The sequence below is a fragment of the Piscinibacter gummiphilus genome (assembly GCF_032681285.1).
Classification (GTDB): Bacteria; Pseudomonadota; Gammaproteobacteria; order Burkholderiales; family Burkholderiaceae_C; genus Rhizobacter; species Rhizobacter gummiphilus_A.
Window position 1 is genome coordinate 5,448,554 of sequence record NZ_CP136336.1, and the last position, 14,815, is coordinate 5,463,368.

A 14,815-nucleotide genomic window follows, 5' to 3' on the forward strand; every position below is an offset into this window, starting at 1 on the left:
TTAGGAACTCTTTCTGACGCGGAGATACCACTCGCAGAGCAGGCGCACCTGCTTCGGCGTGTAGCCCTTGGCCACCATGCGGGTGACGAAGTCCTCGTGCTTCTTCGCCTCGTCGGCACTCGCCTTGGCGTTGAAGCTGATGACGGGCAGCAGCTCCTCGGTGTTCGAGAACATCTTCTTCTCGATCACCGTGCGCAGCTTCTCGTAGCTCGTCCACAGCGGGTTGTTGCCGGCGTTGTTGGCGCGGGCACGCAGCACGAAGTTGACGATCTCGTTGCGGAAGTCCTTCGGGTTGCTGATGCCGGCCGGCTTCTCGATCTTTTCGAGCTCTGCGTTCAGCGAGGCGCGGTCGAAGACTTCGCCGGTATCGGTGTCGCGGTACTCGTGGTCCTGGATCCAGTAGTCGGCATAGGTGACGTAGCGGTCGAAGATGTTCTGGCCGTACTCGCTGTAGCTCTCGAGGTACGCCGTCTGGATCTCCTTGCCGATGAACTCGGCGTACTTGACCGCCAGGTGTTCCTTGATGAACGCCAGGTACTTCTGCTCCGTCTCGGCCGGGAACTGCTCGCGCTCGATCTGCTGCTCCAGCACGTACATCAGGTGCACCGGGTTGGCGGCGACCTCGGTCGAATCGAAGTTGAAGACCTTGGAGAGGATCTTGAACGCGAAGCGCGTCGAGATGCCGCTCATGCCTTCGTCGACACCGGCGTAGTCGCGGTACTCCTGGAAGCTCTTGGCACGCGGGTCGGTGTCTTTCAGGTTCTCACCGTCGTACACCAGCATCTTGGAATAGAGCGACGAGTTCTCGGGCTCCTTCAGGCGCGTCAAGATCGCGAACTGGCTCATCATCTTGAGCGTGCCCGGCGCGCAGGTGGCTTGCGAAAGCGACGAGCCGCGCAAGAGCTTCTCGTAGATCTTCACCTCTTCGCTCACGCGCAGGCAGTACGGCACCTTCACGATGTAGATGCGGTCGAGGAAGGCCTCGTTGTTCTTGTTGTTGCGGAAGGTCTTCCATTCGCTCTCGTTCGAGTGCGCCAGCACCACGCCATCGAACGGGATCGCGCCGAAACCTTCAGTGCCCTTGTAGTTGCCTTCCTGAGTGGCAGTGAGCAAGGGGTGCAGCACCTTGATCGGTGCCTTGAACATTTCGACGAATTCCAGCAGGCCCTGGTTGGCGAGGCACAGGCCGCCGGAGTAGCTGTAGGCATCGGGATCGTCTTGCGCGTAGGTCTCGAGCTTGCGGATGTCGACCTTGCCGACGAGCGACGAGATGTCCTGGTTGTTCTCGTCGCCCGGCTCGGTCTTGGCGATGCCGACCTGCTTGAGCACCGAGGGGTAGCGCTTCACGACCTTGAACTTGCGCACGTCGCCGCCGTACTCTTCGAGCCGCTTCACGGCCCAAGGTGACAGGATGCGGTTGAGGTAGCGACGCGGAATGCCGTATTCCTTCTCCAGGATCGGGCCGTCTTCCGTCAGATCGAAGAGGCCGAGCGGCGACTCGTTCACCGGTGAGCCCTTGATCGCATAGAAGGGCACTTCCTGCATCAGCGACTTCAGGCGCTCGGCGATCGACGACTTGCCGCCACCCACCGGGCCCAGGAGATACAGGATCTGCTTCTTTTCTTCCAGGCCTTGAGCCGCGTGCCGGAAGTACGACACGACCTGCTCGATCGCGTCTTCCATGCCGTAAAACTCGGCGAAGGCCGGGTAGATCTTGATGACCTTGTTGGCGAACAGACGCGACAGCCGCGGGTCGTTTCGCGTGTCGATGGTCTGCGGCTCACCGATGGCCTTGAGCATGCGCTCGGCAGCGGTGGCATACGCAATGGGGTTGCGTTTGCACTCGTTGAGGTACTCCTCGAGCGAGAGTTCCTCTTCACGCGTGCGCTCGTATCGCGCGGCGAAATGGCTGATCACATCCATGCTGACCTCCTGGTTCAGGAAGACACCACCGAGGGGCCACCTCGGTGACGTCTGGGGAAGTTCTGATGAAACCCGCTTCAAGGCTCCATCAGAGCTTTCCTGTTCGTCAGCCGCTCTGATCACGCAGTCAATGCGTCATCGTGTGATCAAGCTTGATTCATTGTGTGCACAACCAGGTCTCGAGAAGAAGCGAAAAATCACCGCAGTTCGAGCTTTGCTTTGCAAGGAGTGTGCCGCGGCCCCTTGCTCGACTTCATCAATGAAAACACTTCCTATCAACACAGAGCGCCATGCGACACCGAGAGTTCCTCATGGAATCCGACGTCAACCGATCGCACCGCCCTCAAGATACGCCTACGCGTCGGACAAGCCAAGTTTTTGAAGCAGGCCGTTGAGTTCATCCAACGAGCCGAACTGAATCGCCACCTCGCCTTGCTCGCCACGCTTGGTTCGCTTCTTCACGCGGATCTCGACCTGCGCCGTCAGCGCGTCCGAGAGTTCTTCCTCGATGCGTGAAATATCGCGTGATTTCTCTTTTGCGATGCGCAGCAGGGGCTTTTGGCGCGCAGAGGCCGTCTTCGCCACGAGCTTCTCGGCCTCGCGCACACTGAGTTTCTTGCCGACCACTTCCGCGGCGACCAGTATTTGTTGCGCACCTTCGAGCGGCAGCAACGCACGTGCGTGGCCCATGTCGATGTCGCCGGCCATCAGCATCTGCTGCACCGGCTCGGCCAGGTTCAGCAGGCGCAGCAGGTTGCTCGCGGCACTGCGCGATCGGCCCACCGCTTGTGCGGCCTGCTCGTGCGTGAGATGGAATTCGTTGACGAGGCGCGCGATGCCTTGCGCTTCTTCGAGTGGGTTCAGGTCTTCGCGCTGGATGTTCTCGATCAGCGCCATCGCAGCGGCGGCCTCGTCGGGTACGTCCTTCACGAGCACCGGCACGTCGTCGAGGCCTGCGAGCTTGGCAGCGCGTGTGCGGCGCTCGCCGGCGATGATCTCGTAGCGCCCTTCTCCCACCGGCCGCACGAGGATGGGCTGCATGACGCCCTGCGCCTTGATGCTTTCGGCCAACTCGTAGAGCGAGCCTTCGTCCATGCGCGTGCGCGGCTGGTACTTGCCGGGCTGCAACAGCGAGAGCTTGAGCGTGCGAGGCGCGCCTTCGTTGGCGGGCGCAGGGGTGTCGCTGACTTTCGGGCCGAGCAGTGCTTCGAGGCCCAGGCCTAAGCCCTTGGGTTTCTTCGTGACCATGGGCGCATTCTGTCTGATCGACAGCGCCGCCCGTCGAGCGGCCTCAGGTGCGCGCCAACAGCGCATCCAGCAGCGCGCGGCCCTCGGGCCAATCGCCCAGGCCCGATTCGCCGTTGAGGTGGCCGCGGTCGCCCACCGACACGAGTTCGCAGCCCCACTGCACCGCCATCTCGGCGGCCCGCTCGGGTGCGCAGTAGGGGTCGTCGCGGCTCACCACCGCGGTGCTCGGAAATGGAAGGCGCGCGCGCACGATGGGCCGCCACGGCGCGAGTTGTGGCGGCATGTCTTCACGCTCCACGTCGGGCGGTGCCACGAGCAGGGCCGCGGCCACACGCGCCGTGTGCCGAGAGTGCGCCGCCCACGCGGCCACGAGCTGGCAGCCCAGGCTGTGGGCCACGAGCACTGCGGGCGTGTCGTCTTGCAGCAGCACGTCTTCGAGCCGCGCCATCCAGTCGCCGCGCTTGGGCCATTGCCAGTCGTCCTGCGTGACACGGTGGTCGCCGTGCAGCCGCTCCCACCGCGATTGCCAATGCGCCGCGTCGGAATCGAGCCAGCCCGGCAGCAACAGCACGCGGAATACCGACAAGCGCGAAGCGGGCAAGGAGGTGCTGGGGGGTGTCGTCATGTGGCTGCCGTATCCTGTCGGCTTCTTTGAATTCAGAGGTGATGGAGATGACCTACAAGGTGTTCGTCGACGGCCAGGAGGGCACGACCGGCCTGCGCATCAACGAGTATCTGGCGAACCGCAGCGACATCGAAGTGCTGCGCATCGCGCCCGAGCGCCGCAAGGACACCGACGAGCGCGCCCGCCTGCTCAATGCTGCCGACGTGGCGTTCCTCTGCCTGCCCGACGCCGCCGCGAAGGAAGCCGCCGCGCTCGTCAACAACCCCAACACCTGCGTGATCGACGCAAGCACGGCGCACCGCACCGCATCCGATTGGGTGTTCGGCCTGCCCGAGCTCGCACCCGACCAGCGCGACCGCATCCGCGCCTCCAAGCGCATCTCGAACCCCGGTTGCCACTCCACCGCTTTCATCCTGCTGCTGCGCCCGCTGGTCGACGCCGGTCTCGTGGCGCCCACGCTGCCGGTCAGCGCCACCTCGATCACGGGCTACTCCGGCGGCGGCAAGAAGATGATCGAGCAGTACGAAGCCGGCGGCGACCCGAAGCTCGATGCCCCCCGCCCCTATGGCCTGACGCTGGCGCACAAGCACGTGCCCGAGATGTCGGCCCACACCGGGCTCAAGACGCCGCCCATCTTCCAGCCCATCGTGGGCCCGTTCCTCAAGGGTTTGGCAGTGAGTGTGCCCTTGCATCTTTCGCAGTTGAAGGCCGGCACCACCCCGGACGCGCTGCACAAGGCCCTGGCCGATCGCTACGCCGGCGAGCGCTTCGTGCGCGTGCAACCGCTGCGCGACGCGGCGACGCTGGAGTCAGGCTTCTTCGACGTGCAAGCCAACAACGACACCAACAACGTCGACGTCTTCGTCTTCGCCAACGACAGCCAGGCCATCCTCATGTGCCGCATCGACAACCTGGGCAAGGGTGCGAGCGGCGCCGCGGTGCAGTCGATGAACGTGCACCTGGGCGTGGACGAGTCACTCGGCCTGGTCTGACGGCGCAGGCCTAGCGCGTCCTGTAGTGGTAGGCGTAGCCGTCGGCAAAACCCAGCCGGTGGTAGATGGCACGCGCGCTGTGGTTGTCGTGCTCCACCTGCAGGTAGGCATGCCGCGCCCCGCGTGAGCGGGCGTGCGCGAGCATGTGCAGGCACAGGCGGCTGGCGCAGCCGCGGCCGCGGGCGTCTTCCGCTGTGTACACGTCGTAGAGCCCGACCAGATCCCCCTCCATCGCGTACTGGCCACAGGCCAGCACTTCGCCCTGCTCGCGCAGCTCGAAGGCCGTGAACGGCACCGGCGAATGCAGCAGCCGCTCGGCGTGGGCCTGGCGCTGCGACAAGGGCGAACCGCGCAAGGCGCCGACGCGCTGGGCGAATGGGTCGAGCCCGATGTTGTGGGCTGACCAGCCCGCGGGCCAATCGAGTGCGGGCAGCGCATCGAGCCGGTCCAGCACCATCACGCGGGTGTCGTCGATGCTGCGCAGGCCCATTTCGGCCAGGGTGTCGTCGAGGTGGGCCGGGCGGGTGAACGGCGTGATACGCACCACCATCGGCAACCCGGCGTCGGCATACACCTGCTCGCACTGCGCCAGCCGGCTGGCCACGCTCAGGCGGCCGTCGGCCACCGCGTTGATGCAGCGCGCCCGCTTGGCCTTGCCCGCGGAGAAACGCACCAGCCAGCCATCGACCCAGCGCTGCTGCGGCGGCGCGCTGGCGTTGAGCCCGGCGTCTTCCACCCGCGACAGCAACTGGCTGTCGAAGCGCGGGTTGAGGTCGGGGACAGGCAGCTGCATCGGTCGGTGGGTCAGAGCGTGTTGATGCGCTTCACCATCTCTTCGGCGAACTCGATGAAGGACTGCGCCCCCTTGGAGGCCGGGTCGAACACCACGCCGGGCAAGCCGTAGCTCGGCGCCTCGGCCAGGCGCACGTTGCGCGGGATCACGGTGTTGAACACCTTCTCGCCGAAGTGCGCCTTGAGTTGCTCGCTCACCTGCTGCTGCAGCGTGATGCGCGGGTCGAACATCACCCGCAGCAGGCCGATGATCTGCAGGTCGGGGTTGAGGTTGGCGTGCACCTGCTTGATGGTGTTGACCAAGTCGCTCAAGCCTTCGAGCGCGAAGTACTCGCACTGCATCGGCACGATCACGCCGTGGGCGCTGCACAGGCCGTTGAGCGTGAGCAGGCTCAAGCTTGGCGGGCAGTCGATCAGGACGAAGTCGTAGTCGTTGCGGACGGTTTCGAGGGCGGCCTTCAGGCGCTTGTCGCGGCGCTCCAGTTCGACCAGCTCGACCTCGGCGCCGGCCAGCTCGCGGTTGGCACCCAGCACGTCGTAGCCCACCTTCGCGCTGCGCTGGCGGGCTTCGGCGATGGAGGCCGACTCCAGCAGCACGTCGTAGACGCTGAGCTTCAAGGCCCGCTTGTCCACGCCCGAACCCATGGTGGCGTTGCCCTGCGGGTCGAGGTCGACCACCAGCACACGCTGGCCGATCCTGGCGAGCCCGGCCGCGAGGTTGATGGTGGTGGTCGTCTTGCCGACGCCGCCTTTCTGGTTGGCAACACAAAAGATTCGGGTCATGACCGATCCGGGAGGTGGGAAGAAAAATGGCGCTCAGGGCGCCGCGAGACGGATGCCGAAGGCGACCAGGAACAGGCCGGCGAGGCGCTCGAGCCCCTTGGCGAGCCGCTTGTGCGCCCTGACCTGCTGCGTCACCAGCCCGGCGAACGCACACAAGGTGAGGCAGTAGACCAGCGTGATCGCCGCAATGGTCACGGCCATCGCGGCAAATGTGACCCTGCCTTGGTGCGTGGCCGGGTTGATGAAGAGCGGGAAGAAGGCCATGTAGAACACGATGGCCTTGGGGTTCAGCAAGGTGATGAGGAATGCCTGGCGCAAGTAGCGGCGTGGCTCGATATGGATGGGCGACGCCGCGCCCTCCTTCGCGAAGATAAGCTTCAAGCCGATCCAGGCGAGGTAAGCGGCCCCTGCGTATTGGATCGCGTGGAACACCACCGGGTGGGCCGCCAGCAAGGCGGCCACACCGGCCACCGCGGCCCAGAGCAGCACCTGGTCGCCCACGATCAGGCCGAAGGTGGCGGCGGCCCCGGCACGGAAGCCGCCCTTGGCGGTGGACGTGAGCAGCGCGAAGGTGCCCGGCCCGGGCAAGGCGAGGAACACCAGGATCGAGAGGCAGTAGGTGCCGAAGTCGGAGATGCCAAAGACGGTCATGGGCGCCTCACCCGGCAGGTGCCTTGTGGATCCACACCAGGCACCGCTCAGCATCCAGACCCGGCACGGCCAGTTGTTCCACGTGAAACACCGACAACTCTGAGTCCAGCGCCGCGATTTCATCGTCCGGTCGCTTGCCCTTCATTGCCATCCAGACGCTGCGGTCTCCGGCCAGATGGCGTGTGAGGTGAGTGAAGTCGGCCAGCGAGGCAAAAGCGCGCGAGGTGATCACGTCGAACGGCGGCAGGCGCAGGTCCTCCACCCGCGCATGCACGGCGAAGAGGTTGGGCAGCTTCAGCTCCACCCCAACCTGCCGCACGAAGATGGCCTTCTTGCCCACCGTGTCGACGCAGGTCACTTCGAGCTTTGGCTCCAGGATGGCGAGCACGACGCCCGGCAGCCCCCCGCCGCTGCCCACGTCCAGCACACGTGCAGGCTTGCCGGCCAGATGACGGCGCAACGGGGGCAGCACGGCCAGACTGTCCAGCAGATGGTGGGTCACCATCTCGGCTGGCCGACGCAAGGAGGTCAGGTTGTAGACCCCATTCCACTTCTGCATGAGGCTGATGTAGCCGAGCAGCGACGTGCACTGCCCGTCGGTCAGCGGCACCCCCAGGGCCTCGGCGCCTCTCAGGAGCGCATCCCGCAGCGAGTCGAGGGACGGCTCAGGCGGCATTGCGACCCGACGGTTCGTTGGCCGCAAATCCCTTGAATCGCCCCTTCTTCAGGTGGATGAGCAAGAGCGAAATCGTGGCGGGGGTGATCCCGGAGATGCGCGACGCCTGCCCCAGCGTCTCCGGCCGGTGCAGCGCCAGCTTCTGGCGGGCCTCGAAACTGATGGCCGTGACCTGCGCGTAGTCGAGTTCGGCTGGAAGGCGCAGGCCCTCGTAGTGGGCAGCACGCTCCACTTCCTCGATCTGCTTGTCGATGTAGCCGGCGTACTTGATGCTGATCTCGGCCTGCTCGACCACGGCGTCCGCCAGCTCCGCACCCAGCTCCTGCCGCAGTGTTTCACGTGAAACACCGGCTTCCGGTTTCGCAATCGCGGCGACTTCGGCCACGGTGTCAAAACCGATACCGGGTCGCCGCATCAACTCGGCCAAGTTGTACTCGCGCTCAATCGCCTTACCCAGCAGCCGCTCGGCCGCGTCAGCCGGCAATGAACCCGGATGCACCCAGGCAGAGCGCAGCCGTTCGGTCTCACGGGCGATCGCGTCGCGCTTGCGGTTGAAGGCGGCCCACCGTTCGTCGTCGACCAAGCCCAGCTCGCGGCCGACCTCGGTCAGCCGCAGGTCGGCGTTGTCTTCGCGCAGCTGCAACCGGAACTCGGCCCGGCTGGTGAACATGCGGTACGGCTCGGTCACACCCTTGGTGATGAGGTCGTCCACCAGCACGCCAAGGTAGGCCTGGTCGCGCCGTGGCGACCAGGCGTCTCGGCCTTGCACCTGCAGCGCGGCGTTGAGCCCGGCGAACAAGCCTTGCGCCGCCGCCTCCTCGTAGCCGGTCGTGCCGTTGATCTGGCCGGCGAAGAAGAGGCCCTGGATCACCTTGGTCTCGAAACTCGCCTTCAGCCCACGCGGGTCGAAGTAGTCGTACTCGATGGCGTAACCCGGCCGCAGGATGTGTGCGTTCTCCAGGCCGCGCATCGAGCGCACGGCGGCCAGCTGCACGTCGAACGGGAGGCTCGTGCTGATGCCATTGGGGTAGAACTCGTGTGTCGTCAGGCCTTCAGGTTCCAGGAAGATCTGGTGCGAATCCTTGTCGGCGAAGCGATTGACCTTGTCTTCGATGCTCGGGCAGTAGCGCGGCCCCACCCCTTCGATCACGCCGGTGAACATCGGGCTGCGGTCGAAACCGGAGCGGATGATCTCGTGGGTGCGTTCGTTGGTGTGGGTGATCCAGCACGGCACCTGCTGCGGGTGCTGCGACACATGGCCCATGAAGCTGAACACCGGCACCGGGTCCAGGTCGCCGGGCTGTTCGGTGAGCATCGAGAAATCGATGGTCCGGCCGTCGAGCCGCGGCGGCGTGCCGGTCTTGAGCCGCCCCTGGGGCAGTTGCAGTTCCTTGAGCCGTGCGGAGAGCGACACCGCCGGCGGGTCCCCTGCCCGGCCGCCCGCATGGTTCTGCAGGCCAACGTGGATCTTGCCGTCGAGGAAGGTGCCGGCCGTCAGCACCACCGCCTTCGCCCGAAAGCGAATGCCAACTTGTGTGACAGCCCCGACCACCCGGTCGCCTTCGACCATCAGGTCGTCAACCGCTTGCTGGAAGAGCGTCAGGTTCGGATGGTTTTCCAGACGGCGACGGATGGCCGCCTTGTAGAGGATGCGGTCGGCCTGCGCCCGGGTTGCGCGCACCGCCGGGCCCTTGGAGCCGTTGAGGATGCGGAACTGGATGCCCGACTCGTCGGTGGCCGCGGCCATCGCCCCGCCCAAGGCGTCGACCTCCTTCACCAAGTGGCCCTTGCCGATGCCGCCGATCGACGGGTTGCAGCTCATCTGCCCGAGCGTCTCGATGTTGTGCGTGAGCAGCAGCGTGCTCACGCCCATGCGCGCCGCCGCCAGTGCGGCCTCGGTGCCGGCATGGCCGCCGCCGACGACGATCACGTCGAATTCATGGGGATACAACATGGGGGCTCCGGGAGAGGGGCACGGGGCGCGGTGTTCAGTCAACTCCGGAACACGCCCGTGCAGGCAGGGCGTGAATTTTAGGTGGGCCGGCCCTGGGCGTCACGGCCGGCGCGCCAAGACCTGCGCCACCGGCCACCGCCCCGTCAAATAATCGGCGCATGAACTGCCGACCCGGCTGCGGCGCCTGCTGCATCGCACCCTCGATCTCGTCGCCAATTCCCGGCATGCCGCTCGTCAACGGCATCAGCAAGCCGGCGGGCGTGCGCTGCTTGCACCTCACGCCGGACAACGCCTGCGCGATCTTCGGCCACCCGGACCGCCCCGCGGTGTGCAGCTCGCTGCAGCCTTCCACCGAGATGTGCGGTGACACCCGCGAGCAAGCCATGCGCTGGCTGGGCCACGTCGAAGAGCAGACCGCTCCTTGACGCGCCCATGTCACATCGGCTCCAGCAGCCCCTGCCACAGCGGCGAGAGCCGGAATTTCTCTGCCTCGGTCAGCCCTTCGCTCAGCAGCAGGCACTCGCGGTGAAACGCCCGCAGCCGCTGCCGCAGCTCGCTCTCGGCGAGCACCAGCTCCAGCCGCTCGCCCGGCGCCATGCCGGCCGTCACCGCTTCTTCGCCCCAGAGGCCGAGCGCATTCCACGCCACCCGCAGCCGCTCCAGGCGGTGCAGCGCATCGGCCACCACCTCGGTGATCTGCGAGGTGCGGCGCTGCTCGTTCAGCTCCTTCGCCAGCTGATGCGCCGCGGCCATCTGGTGGTCGATCTCGGCCAGCTGCGCAGCGAGTGTTGCCGCTTCGGGCTGCTCATCGATGGCGAAGTCTTCCGCTGCGTCGTTGGCCGCTTCGCAGACGAAGGCCGACCAGGTGGGGTCGAACTCGCCCGGCACCACGCGTAACGCGAAACTTGCACGGGTCAAGGGCGCATGCGAATCGTTGATGCTGCCGAGCGTGAGCTCCACCACCGACAGCACCCGCCCGAGCGTCGACAAGCCATCGGGCCCCAGCCGCGCCGGGTAGCCGGAGCGGTCGAGCCGCTCGTGGTGCTCGGCGATGCCCTGCCCCAGCGCCTTGGGGTAGTCGGTGAGCCCGGTCAGGAGCATCTGCGCCACGCGCGGGTGCACCACCAGGTGCTTGTGGCCGAGCAGGTCGAGTGCGTGGGTGTAGTCGAGGAAGGCGGGGTTGATGTAGATCTCGCCGATGTCGTGCAGCAGCCCGCCGAGCATGGCCAGTCGGATCTCGAGCGACGAGGCCTGGCGGCTCGCCGTCATCGCGCCTGCGAGCGCCATGCCGGTGACCGCATGCGCGAGGGCCTGCGGACGCGAGGCGGCGGCGGTGGTCAGCAGCAGCTGCGCCACGGCGTGCAGCGGCATCTGCTTGAGCTGGGCCACCAGCTCGCGCCCCTGCGTGCGCAGCGCCGGCGCCAGCGGGTGCGTTGACTCGAGCAGCGCCTGCAGGTCGTGCATCAGCGAGAACGGCGTAACACCGTCCTCCGCCTGCAGGCAGGCTTCGACGGGCTGCTTCAGCCGCCGCTCCAGCAAGCGCTGCTGCAAGGCTGCCGACACCGGCTGCCCGCGCGCCCACAGCTTCACGCCGCGGCTGTCGACGATGTCTTGCGACGCAACGATCGCGTAGCTCTCGGCCGCATGCGTGAGCGCCGCCAGCGCATGCGGATTGGGCTCACTCCCCGGTGAGAGAGACAGGTGCATGAGCGATGAATGAGTTAGCGGCCCGCACCGACGGTGCGAAGCTCTTGAGCCACATGCCCGTCCTTCAGCACGATCACGCGCGACGCCGAAGCGATGGTCTCGGGCCGATGCGCCACGATCACGCGGGTGAGGTCGAGCCGGCGGACCGCCTGGTTCACCAGGCGCTCGCGGTCCACGTCGAGCGCACTGGTCGCTTCGTCGAGGAACAGGATCTGGGGTCGCTTGTAGAGCGCGCGGGCCAGCAGGATGCGCTGCTTCTGCCCGCCGGAGATGCTGGCGCCCATGTCGCCGATGAGCGTGTGAAAGCCCATGGGCATCGCTTCGATCTCGTCATGCACGGCCGCGAGCCGCGCGCACTGGGCCACCCACGCCGGGTCGGCATGGGCATCGAAGAAGCTGATGTTGTCGGTGATCGAGCCGGCGAAGAGCTGGTCTTCCTGCATCACCGTGCCGACCATGTCGCGGAAGCTGCGCAGCCCCAGCTGGCGCAGCGGCACGCCGCCCACCAGCACCTCGCCCGCCTGCGGCTCGTGGATGCCGAGCAGGATCTTGAGCAGCGTCGTCTTGCCGCAGCCCGAGGGCCCCGAGATCGCCACCGACTCGCCCGGCTCGATGGTGAAGCTCACGTCCTTCAGCACCTCGGGCTCGTTGTCGGAGTAGCGGAAGCTCACGTTGCGCAGCTCCAGGCGCGCAGGCTCCTCGCCGCGCTCGCGCCCCGGCACGTCGGGCTCGGCCTCGGGTGCGGTGAGCACGATGTCGGCCAGGCGCTCGCCTTCGAGCTTGAGCATCTTGAGCTCGACCACCTTGTCGATCAGCCCGCTCACCCGGGTCGAAAACGTCTCGCGGTAGGCGAAGAACGCGAACAGCATGCCGACCGAGAAGCGCTGGTCCATCACCAGCAGCGCGCCGACCCAGATCACTGCAATGCGCTCCAGCCCGAACACCAGCTTGTGCAGCACGCCGAACAGCAGGTCGAGCTTGCGCGTGGCGATGTTGGCGTTCATCGCATCGACCACCTTGTTCATGAACTCGGCGTGGCGGTCTTCCTGGCGGTTGTAGAGCTTGATGCTCTGCACGCCGCGCAGCGATTCGAGGAAGTGCGTCGAGCGCTTGGCCGTGTGCACGATCTCTTCTTCGGTCGCTTCGCGCAGCGGCCGGAAGAAGGCCCAGCGCAGCAGCGCGTAGATCGCCACGCTGCCGGCCGCGATGGCGGCGAGCGTCACGCTGTAGACGCACATCACGGCAAACGTCAGCACGACCAGCAGCCCGTCGAGCACGGCTTCGATGAAGCTTGTGGTCAGCGTCTCCTGCATCTTCTGGATCGCCCCGAAGCGCGACATGATGTCGCCGGTGTGGCGCTTCTCGAACCAGCTCACCGGCAGCCGCATCAGGTGAGCGAACACATTGCCCAGCCACTGCAGGTTGAGCGTGGACGAGAGGTACAGCACCGCCCACGAGCGGATGGCCCCGGTGGCCACCTGCACCAGCACCAGCAGGCCGAAGCCGACGCCCAGCGTGAGGAGCAAGTCTCGATCGGCACTCACCAGCACGCCGTCGACCACCCACTGCATGAAGAAGGGCGACAGCAGCATGAAGGCTTCGAGCGCCAGCGCCAGCACGAAGATCTGCCCCAGCGAACGGCGCAGGCCCGACACGCGGCCCATCATCTGCCGCATGCTGATCGACTGCTTCTCTTCCTTGGGCTTGAAGTCGGGCGCGGGCGACAGCTCCAGCACGATGCCGGTGAAATGCTGGCTCACCTCGGACAGGCGCAACCGGCGCACGCCCCGCGCCGGGTCGTGGATCACCGCCACGTCGCCATGCAACTCGGCCAGCACCACGAAATGGTTCAGGTCCCAATGCAGCACGCAGGGCAATGCCAGCTGGGGCAGGTGCTCCATCTCGGCGCGCAGCGGCCGCGGGCTCAGCTGCATGCGCCCGGCCATGCGCACGAGGTCGGCCATCGTCGCGCCCTTGAGTGAGAGCGAGAAACGCTTGCGCAAGGTCGGCAGGTCGGTGCGCAGGCCATGCTGAGACGCGACCATCGCCAAGCAAGCGAGGCCGCATTCAGCGGCCTCGGTCTGCAGGATCATCGGAACGCGTCGCGCGCCCCAACCGAGGTGGAGTGAGTCCAGCATCAATACAACCCGTTCACGGCTTGGTTCACACGCGCCCCGTCACGCTCAGCAGGGGCTCGAAGATCCACTCGATCAGGCGACGGCGGTCGAGCAGCACGTCGGCGTCGAGTTGCATGCCGGGGGCGAGCGGCTGCGCACGGCCGTAGGCTTGCACCGCTTGCTGGTCCAGCGACACGGTGATGCGGTACAGCGGCTCGCGCTCGTCGGCGGCACGTGCCGGCAGCGAGAGCCCCGCCAGCTCGGCGGCCTGCAGCGGCGTGCGCGACACCTGCAGCACCTCGCCCGCGTGGTGGCCGAACTTCTGGTACGGATAGGCCTGGTAGCGCAGCTGCACCGGCTGGTGTGAGTGCAAGAACCCCACCGCGCTCGACGGCGCAAACAGATGCGCCTGCAGCCTGGCATCGGCCGGCAGCAGACTCGCCAGCGCCACCCCCGGCGTGACCGGCTGGCCACGCTCGGCGACCACGGCGGTCACCATGCCGTCTTCGGGTGCGCGCACGACGAGGCGCGACTGCGCTTCGCTTTCGGCGGAGCGCTGCGCGACGACCGCCAGGTCACGCTCTAGCTCGCCCTGCTGCGCCTGCATGCGCAGCGGCAGCTCGCGAGCCTGCGCTTCCAGGTTGCCAATCTCGCGTTGCTGCACCGCACGCTGGCGCTCCAAGCTTTGCAACTGGGCGCGCAAGCCGAGCACCTCTTCGGCCTTGGCCTGCACCTGTGCGGACGACACGAAGTTGTCGTTGCGCAGCGACTCCAGTCGCGCCTGCGCCTGTTGCGCGAGCGCGAGGCGCTGCGCCTGCAGTGCCGCCTCGGCACCGATCTGCGCCAGTTCCTGCTGCATGTCGGCGATCTGCCGCTGCAGCGCGACCGCCTGCGATTGCTGCAGGCGCTGCTGGTGTTCGGTCGATTGTTTGAGGCTCTTCTCGCGCGCGGCGAGCGAGGCCTGCACGGCGGCCTGCGTGTCGCCGCGGAGCGTGGCCCGCTCCATCGACAACACGAACAGCACGTCGCCGCGCTTGACCACCTGCCCTTCCGTCACGTGCCGCTCGACGACTGTCGCAGCCTGCGGCGGCACAAGGCGGATCACTCCGCGATCCGGTACCAGGTATCCACTCACACGTGCTTTGCGCGTGTACTCCCCGAGCGATAGGTATGTGGCCGCCGCCGCCGCCGTGAGGGCGACGAGAGCGGTGAGCACGGCGAGGGATACCGGCCGGATCAGCTGAATGCTGCCCAGCCACTGTTGCCGTCGACCTTCGACGACTTCAGGGCGGAAGAGGGAGGGCATGGCCCGTTACCAACAATCACCACATGGGGCGGGGTGCGCCA

Annotated in this window: 13 protein-coding genes; 2 read left to right on the forward strand and 11 right to left on the reverse strand. The window is 66.6% G+C overall.

Annotation, left to right across the window (positions count from 1 at the left end):
* From RXV79_RS25885 to RXV79_RS25895, 3 genes are all read right to left on the reverse strand, one after another.
* Positions 1–1,923, reverse strand: a complete 1,923-nt coding sequence (locus RXV79_RS25885; protein WP_316701041.1) for a PrkA family serine protein kinase — start codon at positions 1,921–1,923, stop codon at positions 1–3.
* A gap of 354 nt (positions 1,924–2,277) precedes the next feature.
* A complete protein-coding gene (locus RXV79_RS25890; protein ID WP_316701042.1) occupies positions 2,278–3,171 on the reverse strand; it encodes a ParB/RepB/Spo0J family partition protein in 894 nt (297 codons plus the stop codon).
* A gap of 43 nt (positions 3,172–3,214) precedes the next feature.
* On the reverse strand, positions 3,215–3,796 hold the full coding sequence (locus RXV79_RS25895) for an RBBP9/YdeN family alpha/beta hydrolase (RefSeq protein WP_316701043.1): 582 nt from the start codon (positions 3,794–3,796) through the stop codon (positions 3,215–3,217).
* A 47-nt stretch (positions 3,797–3,843) separates the two neighbouring features.
* Here RXV79_RS25895 and argC point away from each other — a divergent pair, with 47 nt between their 5' ends.
* On the forward strand, positions 3,844–4,788 hold the full coding sequence (gene argC / locus RXV79_RS25900) for an N-acetyl-gamma-glutamyl-phosphate reductase (RefSeq protein WP_316701045.1): 945 nt from the start codon (positions 3,844–3,846) through the stop codon (positions 4,786–4,788).
* 10 nt (positions 4,789–4,798) lie between these two features.
* Here argC and RXV79_RS25905 read toward each other — a convergent pair whose 3' ends face one another.
* From RXV79_RS25905 to mnmG, 5 genes are read right to left on the reverse strand one after another with little or no spacing between them, the layout of a single operon-like run.
* A complete protein-coding gene (locus RXV79_RS25905) occupies positions 4,799–5,581 on the reverse strand; it encodes a GNAT family N-acetyltransferase (protein ID WP_316701046.1) in 783 nt (260 codons plus the stop codon).
* 11 nt (positions 5,582–5,592) lie between these two features.
* Complete coding sequence (locus RXV79_RS25910; RefSeq protein ID WP_316701048.1) at positions 5,593–6,363, reverse strand: ParA family protein; 771 nt, start codon at positions 6,361–6,363, stop codon at positions 5,593–5,595.
* A 33-nt stretch (positions 6,364–6,396) separates the two neighbouring features.
* A complete protein-coding gene (locus RXV79_RS25915; RefSeq protein ID WP_316701050.1) occupies positions 6,397–7,014 on the reverse strand; it encodes a LysE family transporter in 618 nt (205 codons plus the stop codon).
* 7 nt (positions 7,015–7,021) lie between these two features.
* Positions 7,022–7,690, reverse strand: a complete 669-nt coding sequence (gene rsmG / locus RXV79_RS25920; RefSeq protein WP_316701051.1) for a 16S rRNA (guanine(527)-N(7))-methyltransferase RsmG — start codon at positions 7,688–7,690, stop codon at positions 7,022–7,024.
* Positions 7,680–9,644: a tRNA uridine-5-carboxymethylaminomethyl(34) synthesis enzyme MnmG gene (gene mnmG, locus RXV79_RS25925; protein ID WP_316701052.1), complete on the reverse strand. Its 1,965-nt coding sequence runs from the start codon at positions 9,642–9,644 to the stop codon at positions 7,680–7,682. The genes rsmG and mnmG overlap by 11 nt, the downstream gene beginning before the upstream one ends.
* 158 nt (positions 9,645–9,802) lie before the next feature.
* On the opposite strand from mnmG, the gene RXV79_RS25930 reads away from it, so the two are divergent.
* Positions 9,803–10,069: a YkgJ family cysteine cluster protein gene (locus RXV79_RS25930; protein WP_316701053.1), complete on the forward strand. Its 267-nt coding sequence runs from the start codon at positions 9,803–9,805 to the stop codon at positions 10,067–10,069.
* A 10-nt stretch (positions 10,070–10,079) separates the two neighbouring features.
* Here RXV79_RS25930 and RXV79_RS25935 read toward each other — a convergent pair whose 3' ends face one another.
* The 3 genes from RXV79_RS25935 to RXV79_RS25945 all read right to left on the reverse strand — a co-directional run bounded on the left by RXV79_RS25935 (position 10,080) and on the right by RXV79_RS25945 (position 14,573).
* Positions 10,080–11,351, reverse strand: a complete 1,272-nt coding sequence (locus RXV79_RS25935) for an HD-GYP domain-containing protein (RefSeq protein ID WP_316701054.1) — start codon at positions 11,349–11,351, stop codon at positions 10,080–10,082.
* Positions 11,352–11,365: 14 nt separating this feature from the next.
* Positions 11,366–13,444 (reverse strand): peptidase domain-containing ABC transporter, encoded by a 2,079-nt coding sequence (locus RXV79_RS25940; protein WP_316701056.1) that lies wholly within the window; start codon positions 13,442–13,444, stop codon positions 11,366–11,368.
* A gap of 70 nt (positions 13,445–13,514) precedes the next feature.
* Positions 13,515–14,573: an HlyD family secretion protein gene (locus RXV79_RS25945; protein ID WP_316701057.1), complete on the reverse strand. Its 1,059-nt coding sequence runs from the start codon at positions 14,571–14,573 to the stop codon at positions 13,515–13,517.
* Positions 14,574–14,815: the final 242 nt, after the last annotated feature.

What these genes read in the sequence shown, in the direction of transcription:
- RXV79_RS25885 (WP_316701041.1), bottom strand. Translation starts at nt 1,923, where the DNA reads ATGGATGTGATCAGCCATTTCGCCGCGCGATACGAGCGCACGCGTGAA.
- RXV79_RS25890 (WP_316701042.1), bottom strand. Translation starts at nt 3,171, where the DNA reads ATGGTCACGAAGAAACCCAAGGGCTTAGGCCTGGGCCTCGAAGCACTG.
- RXV79_RS25895 (WP_316701043.1), bottom strand. Translation starts at nt 3,796, where the DNA reads ATGACGACACCCCCCAGCACCTCCTTGCCCGCTTCGCGCTTGTCGGTA.
- argC (WP_316701045.1), top strand. Translation starts at nt 3,844, where the DNA reads ATGACCTACAAGGTGTTCGTCGACGGCCAGGAGGGCACGACCGGCCTG.
- RXV79_RS25905 (WP_316701046.1), bottom strand. Translation starts at nt 5,581, where the DNA reads ATGCAGCTGCCTGTCCCCGACCTCAACCCGCGCTTCGACAGCCAGTTG.
- RXV79_RS25910 (WP_316701048.1), bottom strand. Translation starts at nt 6,363, where the DNA reads ATGACCCGAATCTTTTGTGTTGCCAACCAGAAAGGCGGCGTCGGCAAG.
- RXV79_RS25915 (WP_316701050.1), bottom strand. Translation starts at nt 7,014, where the DNA reads ATGACCGTCTTTGGCATCTCCGACTTCGGCACCTACTGCCTCTCGATC.
- rsmG (WP_316701051.1), bottom strand. Translation starts at nt 7,690, where the DNA reads ATGCCGCCTGAGCCGTCCCTCGACTCGCTGCGGGATGCGCTCCTGAGA.
- mnmG (WP_316701052.1), bottom strand. Translation starts at nt 9,644, where the DNA reads ATGTTGTATCCCCATGAATTCGACGTGATCGTCGTCGGCGGCGGCCAT.
- RXV79_RS25930 (WP_316701053.1), top strand. Translation starts at nt 9,803, where the DNA reads ATGAACTGCCGACCCGGCTGCGGCGCCTGCTGCATCGCACCCTCGATC.
- RXV79_RS25935 (WP_316701054.1), bottom strand. Translation starts at nt 11,351, where the DNA reads ATGCACCTGTCTCTCTCACCGGGGAGTGAGCCCAATCCGCATGCGCTG.
- RXV79_RS25940 (WP_316701056.1), bottom strand. Translation starts at nt 13,444, where the DNA reads ATGATCCTGCAGACCGAGGCCGCTGAATGCGGCCTCGCTTGCTTGGCG.